Source organism: Dolichospermum lemmermannii CS-548 (genome assembly GCF_028330815.1).
Lineage (GTDB): Bacteria > Cyanobacteriota > Cyanobacteriia > Cyanobacteriales > Nostocaceae > Dolichospermum > Dolichospermum lemmermannii.
In genome coordinates, this window is record NZ_JAQMTJ010000165.1 from 1 (window position 1) to 5,171 (window position 5,171).

7 protein-coding genes are annotated in these 5,171 nt (G+C 33.9%); 6 read left to right on the plus strand and 1 reads right to left on the minus strand.

What is annotated here, in order from left to right; translation table 11 throughout:
- The first annotated feature begins 305 nt into the window (after positions 1 to 305).
- Positions 306 to 656 (plus strand): DUF4326 domain-containing protein, encoded by a 351-nt coding sequence (locus PN450_RS11025; protein WP_271836285.1) that lies wholly within the window; start codon positions 306 to 308, stop codon positions 654 to 656.
- Between the two features lie 81 nt (positions 657 to 737).
- Positions 738 to 1,031 (plus strand): hypothetical protein, encoded by a 294-nt coding sequence (locus tag PN450_RS11030; protein ID WP_271836287.1) that lies wholly within the window; start codon positions 738 to 740, stop codon positions 1,029 to 1,031.
- A 529-nt stretch (positions 1,032 to 1,560) separates the two neighbouring features.
- On the opposite strand, the gene PN450_RS11035 is transcribed toward PN450_RS11030, so the two are convergent.
- On the minus strand, positions 1,561 to 2,910 hold the full coding sequence (locus PN450_RS11035) for an ATP-binding protein (protein ID WP_271836289.1): 1,350 nt from the start codon (positions 2,908 to 2,910) through the stop codon (positions 1,561 to 1,563).
- A gap of 224 nt (positions 2,911 to 3,134) precedes the next feature.
- Here PN450_RS11035 and PN450_RS11040 point away from each other — a divergent pair, with 224 nt between their 5' ends.
- The 4 genes from PN450_RS11040 to PN450_RS11055 all read left to right on the plus strand — a co-directional run bounded on the left by PN450_RS11040 (position 3,135) and on the right by PN450_RS11055 (position 4,970).
- Complete coding sequence (locus PN450_RS11040) at positions 3,135 to 3,374, plus strand: hypothetical protein (RefSeq protein WP_271836291.1); 240 nt, start codon at positions 3,135 to 3,137, stop codon at positions 3,372 to 3,374.
- Between the two features lie 6 nt (positions 3,375 to 3,380).
- On the plus strand, positions 3,381 to 3,845 hold the full coding sequence (locus PN450_RS11045) for a hypothetical protein (protein ID WP_271836293.1): 465 nt from the start codon (positions 3,381 to 3,383) through the stop codon (positions 3,843 to 3,845).
- 72 nt (positions 3,846 to 3,917) lie between these two features.
- Positions 3,918 to 4,148 carry a hypothetical protein gene (locus tag PN450_RS11050; RefSeq protein WP_271836294.1) on the plus strand — a complete coding sequence of 77 codons (231 nt, stop codon included), beginning with the start codon at positions 3,918 to 3,920 and terminating at the stop codon, positions 4,146 to 4,148.
- Positions 4,149 to 4,373: 225 nt separating this feature from the next.
- Positions 4,374 to 4,970, plus strand: coding sequence for a DUF5131 family protein (locus PN450_RS11055; protein ID WP_271836295.1), 597 nt, complete (start codon positions 4,374 to 4,376; stop codon positions 4,968 to 4,970).
- Positions 4,971 to 5,171: the final 201 nt, after the last annotated feature.

Genomic DNA, 5,171 nt, shown 5'->3' on the forward strand with positions numbered 1-5,171 from the left:
GAATAGATTTTGATGACATTTTTGGTGATTTACTGTTTCTCAAATGCCTTTTTTCACTTTATCTGTTTGTTTTGATGCTCCCTTTGATTTTCATCTCCGTAATTTCCCTCTGTAACATTTTGGGGTGCGGAATGTGGGATTTATGTATTTGATTTGATAGTCAAGAATAAAATGCTTAATCAATCAAATATTGACAGTCTTGTGAGAGTAATTTCTAATCATCTAAATGATAAAGATGAATAGATAATTTAACGTCACTGCTAGTTAATTCTGGCAGTGAATTAATTAATAAAATAAAGGAAATTATGATTAAAGTAATCAATGGTAAACGTGACGGTTTTATTGGTCAAGATAAAATTTATATTGGTAGACTTAATAAGTTTTATGGTTTACAAGAAAGTCCTTTACATAATCCATTTAAAGTTAGCAGCGAGAAAGAAAGAGTTGAAAGTTGTAAAATGTTCGATAAATATTTGTACGACAAAGTTAGACTTTGGATGAATGAGGGAATACTTGATGAAACAACAATCGATCTTAGGAATATATGCTTTAAAGTTCTTGAAGGTGTAAATGTAATCTTAACTTGTTGGTGTAGTCCTTTGCAATGTCATGGGGATGGAATTATTAGGTGTGTGAATTGGATAATTCAGCACTAAATATTTGATTGATTGATTTGATAGCTTCTAATCTCTATATGAGGTTAGAAGCTTTTTTAAATTACAACTGGAGGAAAAATAATGGTCAAGTTCGTAAGAAAATTTCAACAACAGCCGATTGATAGAAAACCTGCTGAAACACCTGTTCAAGCAGCATTCAGAAAATTAGCGGAAAATACTAAATATTTCAATGAAGTAATTAAACCACATTTAGAACAATTAGTATCATGTTATCCCGATAAATACATATTTTTGTATTATCACGATAAATGTATGATTTTTGATGGTAATTATTACGTTAAAAACAGAGAATTTAGAAGCATTTCTGACAATGAAATATATGACAAAATTGGTCAGATTCTAGCAACAATATAGATTCTGATTTTGAATAGCTCTGATTCCTATAGGAATTGGGGCTTTTTTTTTAATGAATTACTAAATTCTTTACGATATTGCAGCTACCGCTAAGAGAATTTAGTTTATTTTTTTAGGACATCTTTATGCTACATCTACAACAATATCTTTCCGAATCTCAACAACAAGAAATTTTACAACATTGTAGAGAAATTGGTAAGAAATCGCCTCTTTTCAGGTTTTGGGCTGGGAGAAATCCCGGCTCTTTTTTTTAGTTAGAGAAAATCAAGATTTGTTTTTTGATTCTGAAATAGCAAAACAGGAAACAGAGAAAACTACGGATTTAAGTTTTTGAATAGGTCTTTATATTTTTGAGGCATAGGCAAGTGTTATATATTACGTTAAGCATAACATTTATATCGCAATTCCGCAAAAAATCAACCAGCGATCGCCCAAAAATCACGACTCACAGGAATAGAGATTGGCTTCAGTAAACCTTTAGCAGATATGTAATTGAGCCGTCTTTGCGCGAAACAAAAAATCTACTAATCTACTGATCAAGGGTTTTGACGTATTCTTTAAAAATTGGGGACAAATCAAATTGGGTTTTATCTGCTTTGATTTTGGTGATTAAATAGCGTTTTTGCAGAGATTCTAGGGCGTTAATAAAGTCTGTGGATGACCAGTTTAAGTTTTGCTTTAAGGTTTCCCTAACGACAGGTTCTTTAAATTTGCTTAATTCCAGGGCTAGTTGTTGTTCTAGAGGGGATAGTTTTGTGAATAGCTGTTTAAAATGCGATCGCATTTGATTGGTCAGAATGAGTTGGTTTTCTGCTAAAAATTCGGCAACACTATCATCAAAAAAATCTTTAATTAAGATGGTTACGTCTTGAATATATTTTGGATTACCTTGATATAGGTTAATGAGATGTGTCCAACTTTCTGGATCTTTCAAATTTTCGTTTTCAAGAATTTCTGTATTATTTAATCCTGAAAGTTCTAAGCATTTGATAGGATATAATTCTTTATATAAACAGTGCATTTCTGGACACTGTTCTTGACTGATTAAAATAATGGTGCTTTGATGCTGGCTTTCAGTGAGGGTTTTAAACCAGTTTTGATAGTCGAGATATTGGGTTTGATATTGACCTGCTAATTCGCCACTGATAAAGAGATTTTGGATGTCATCTAAAATAATCAGAGATTTTTTCTCGGTTAACAGTGCAGAAACTTGTTTGATTTTATCGCTGATATTATCTTGAGGTTCTTGATGGCAAGTGGTTAATATTTCATTAAGTGATGATTCTAGAGTGTTAGGAAAATTGAGATTTTTCCAGATAATAATTTCAAACTTTTCGAGATTTAAGTCAACAATTTTTTTAACAAGAGTAGTTTTACCAATACCCGATAAACCTAATACAGAAATTAAGCGAATATTTTGATTTAATATCCAATTAGAGAGAGTTTTTAGTTCAGTTATTCTATTATAAAAATTAATAATTTGAGGAGCAAAAGTTAAATCGTAATAGTTCTTATTTTTATCATCTTCTTGTCGGTGATTATCTTGATTTTCTTTAGTGCAAATATTAAAACTATTACTGCTATTTGTATTATGACTCTGTATAGTAATTGGCGATTGAGCTAATCGTAATCTTTCCATAGTAGAACGAAAATTCAGTTTATTAATATCCTCTCCTAATAGTTCTGATAAAAGCTGCCATAACGGATAACCCACATCTGCTACATGATTTTTTGTTGCATGGTGTTCTTGGGCAATATTTTCGTAGGTTTGTCGTTGCCAAGTTCCTTCTATCACAGCCTTTTGAAGATCGTCTAGACCTTTGCCCCTTTTCTCCACTACTAGGCGATCGACGAATTGTAACACCTCATTTACATTCATTAAGCTTTACCAATCAATAGTTTCACAAATTGTACCAAGTTTTGATCCGAATCTTTTCCGTTTTTTTATTGAGTTTTTGTAACAAAAGTCCCGTATAAATCCGTTTTCCTGGGGGTTGTTAAACCTACGAAGGCTTTGTTATGCTCATTTGTAACTCAGCGAAATGACTGTAGAAGTATGATTTTATCTGCTTTGGTTGTAAGTGGCTTCGACAGAATGGAACTATGAAACCAAATTGGTTCTTACGCAATTTAGAGAAATCTCAAGCTTTTAGATTGATTTTTGAGATTGTTGTCGCTCTTGTATTGTTTTCTTGGCTACCTTTAGTATTCCAGATAATTGCTGGACTGCTTCTCAGTGTAGTTTGTGAAATGATTTTTGCCAGGATTATGACTAGAAGCCTAAAAAATAAGTTCTCTGGTGAGGCGTTATCCCAAATTTTAGACGATTCAGAAAAGAGGTAAATTATTATGCCAATAGTAGAATCAGCTTTAATAATCAAAGGAGCAATGGCTATTACACACTGGCTTACGGCGCATGGTACAACTGCAATGGCAGCCAAAGCGGGTGCAATTGTAGCTAATAGTGTTGCCACTCAGGGACTAGCTAGTACCGCCACTCTCGTTGCCGGTATAGCAACAACTGCATCACTAAGTGTAGGCTGTATTCTTTGGACTACGGACAGACTTAAACTAGCTAGTGAATCTTTACAAGCTATGCAGGATGGTGACACCACCAGAATGGTAGAAAAATTGGCTCAGTTAGCCATTAAGCTAGATATAGATTGTGATATGCTACCTGATGCCGTTCAGGATATGCTTTGTAAACAAGCTAATTTTTCCTATGAAGATGCTCATAAAGTTGCAAAAGTAATACACGCTTATGAGAAAAAAATTGATAGGGAAATGAATAAAAAAGGTAAAAAACGGAAGTAAATTTTAACCAGGTTGACACGCAAATTCTTGTAAATAGTTATTAACCTTTTCTAAAATTAAGGAGAAATAGCAATGAGTAATAATCCAGAGCAAGGTTTATTCGATTTTGTATTCGGAGTCGGAAAGGCGATTGCTGGAATAGCCGTTACGAGTGAATTTAAAAATGATCTAAATGAGGAACATCATGATCCTGATCATAAAAATGAGAGTTTTGCTACACAATTGGGTCATGCTGTTGGAAAAACATTTATAGCCATTGTTGATCCCTTTCATCCACACCACGATTCACATCACGATCAATAGTGCGATCGCTATTCTTCTAGTCGCTGTAAGGTGCGTTACTTAACGCGCCTTTTTGCTTGTAATTATGATTAATTTATAATTATTATGCGTTACGCTAACATATCCTACTATTGCTAATTTACATATCTATTCATCTAAAAGTTAAAATTTTAAAGGTACTTTTCAGTCAACATCATCCCTAACAAAATCCGACGAACTTAAAATTGGTAATATTCCCCGATATGGATGAAGAATCAACAAATCTTGATCACCTGTAATTGGCGTTGCAGATTCTTAGAGGAAACGGAACTCAAGTTACCATTTGATCATCTATGGTTGGGGTATTCAGTTTGCACACAGAAAGACGCTGAAGACGTTTATTATCTGCTAAAAACCCCTGCGAAGATTCGGTTTCTCAGTTGTGAACCGATTCTGGAAGACATTGATTTATCAGAATGGTTAAGCGAGTTCATTGGTGCAGGTATCTGTGATGGTTGCGGAAAGGAAAAAAGTCAACTATACGGTGTTGATGCTTATCCTGTATGTGGTGCGGCAATTTGTGATCAATGCGCTCCCAGACTACATTGGGTCATATTAGGGGGAGAGTCAGGGACAAATGCTAGAACTACTTATCTTGAACATTTGCGAACTGCTTGCAGCAGCGCTTCGCTATCGCTCCTGAATCAATGCCAAAAAGCCAACATTCCTCCATTTATCAAACAACTTGGTGCTAAACCAATATTGAATAACCAACCCTATAAAATCAGTGATAAAAAAGGTGGCATTTTATCTGAATTTCCAGAAGATTTACAAATCAGGGAGTTTCCATTGGTAAATCAATAACATTTTTAATTACTAATTCGTAATTCGTAATTTTGGGGTTTAATTACGAATTACAAATTATTTTAACCCACATTCCGCACCCCAAAATGTTACAGAGGGAAATTACGGAGATGAAAATCAAAGGGAGCATCAAAACAAACAGATAAAGTGAAAAAAGGCATTTGAGAAACAGTAAATCACCAAAAATGTCATCAAAATCTA

What these genes read in the sequence shown, in the direction of transcription:
- PN450_RS11025 (WP_271836285.1), top strand. Translation starts at nt 306, where the DNA reads ATGATTAAAGTAATCAATGGTAAACGTGACGGTTTTATTGGTCAAGAT.
- PN450_RS11030 (WP_271836287.1), top strand. Translation starts at nt 738, where the DNA reads ATGGTCAAGTTCGTAAGAAAATTTCAACAACAGCCGATTGATAGAAAA.
- PN450_RS11035 (WP_271836289.1), bottom strand. Translation starts at nt 2,910, where the DNA reads ATGAATGTAAATGAGGTGTTACAATTCGTCGATCGCCTAGTAGTGGAG.
- PN450_RS11040 (WP_271836291.1), top strand. Translation starts at nt 3,135, where the DNA reads ATGAAACCAAATTGGTTCTTACGCAATTTAGAGAAATCTCAAGCTTTT.
- PN450_RS11045 (WP_271836293.1), top strand. Translation starts at nt 3,381, where the DNA reads ATGCCAATAGTAGAATCAGCTTTAATAATCAAAGGAGCAATGGCTATT.
- PN450_RS11050 (WP_271836294.1), top strand. Translation starts at nt 3,918, where the DNA reads ATGAGTAATAATCCAGAGCAAGGTTTATTCGATTTTGTATTCGGAGTC.
- PN450_RS11055 (WP_271836295.1), top strand. Translation starts at nt 4,374, where the DNA reads ATGAAGAATCAACAAATCTTGATCACCTGTAATTGGCGTTGCAGATTC.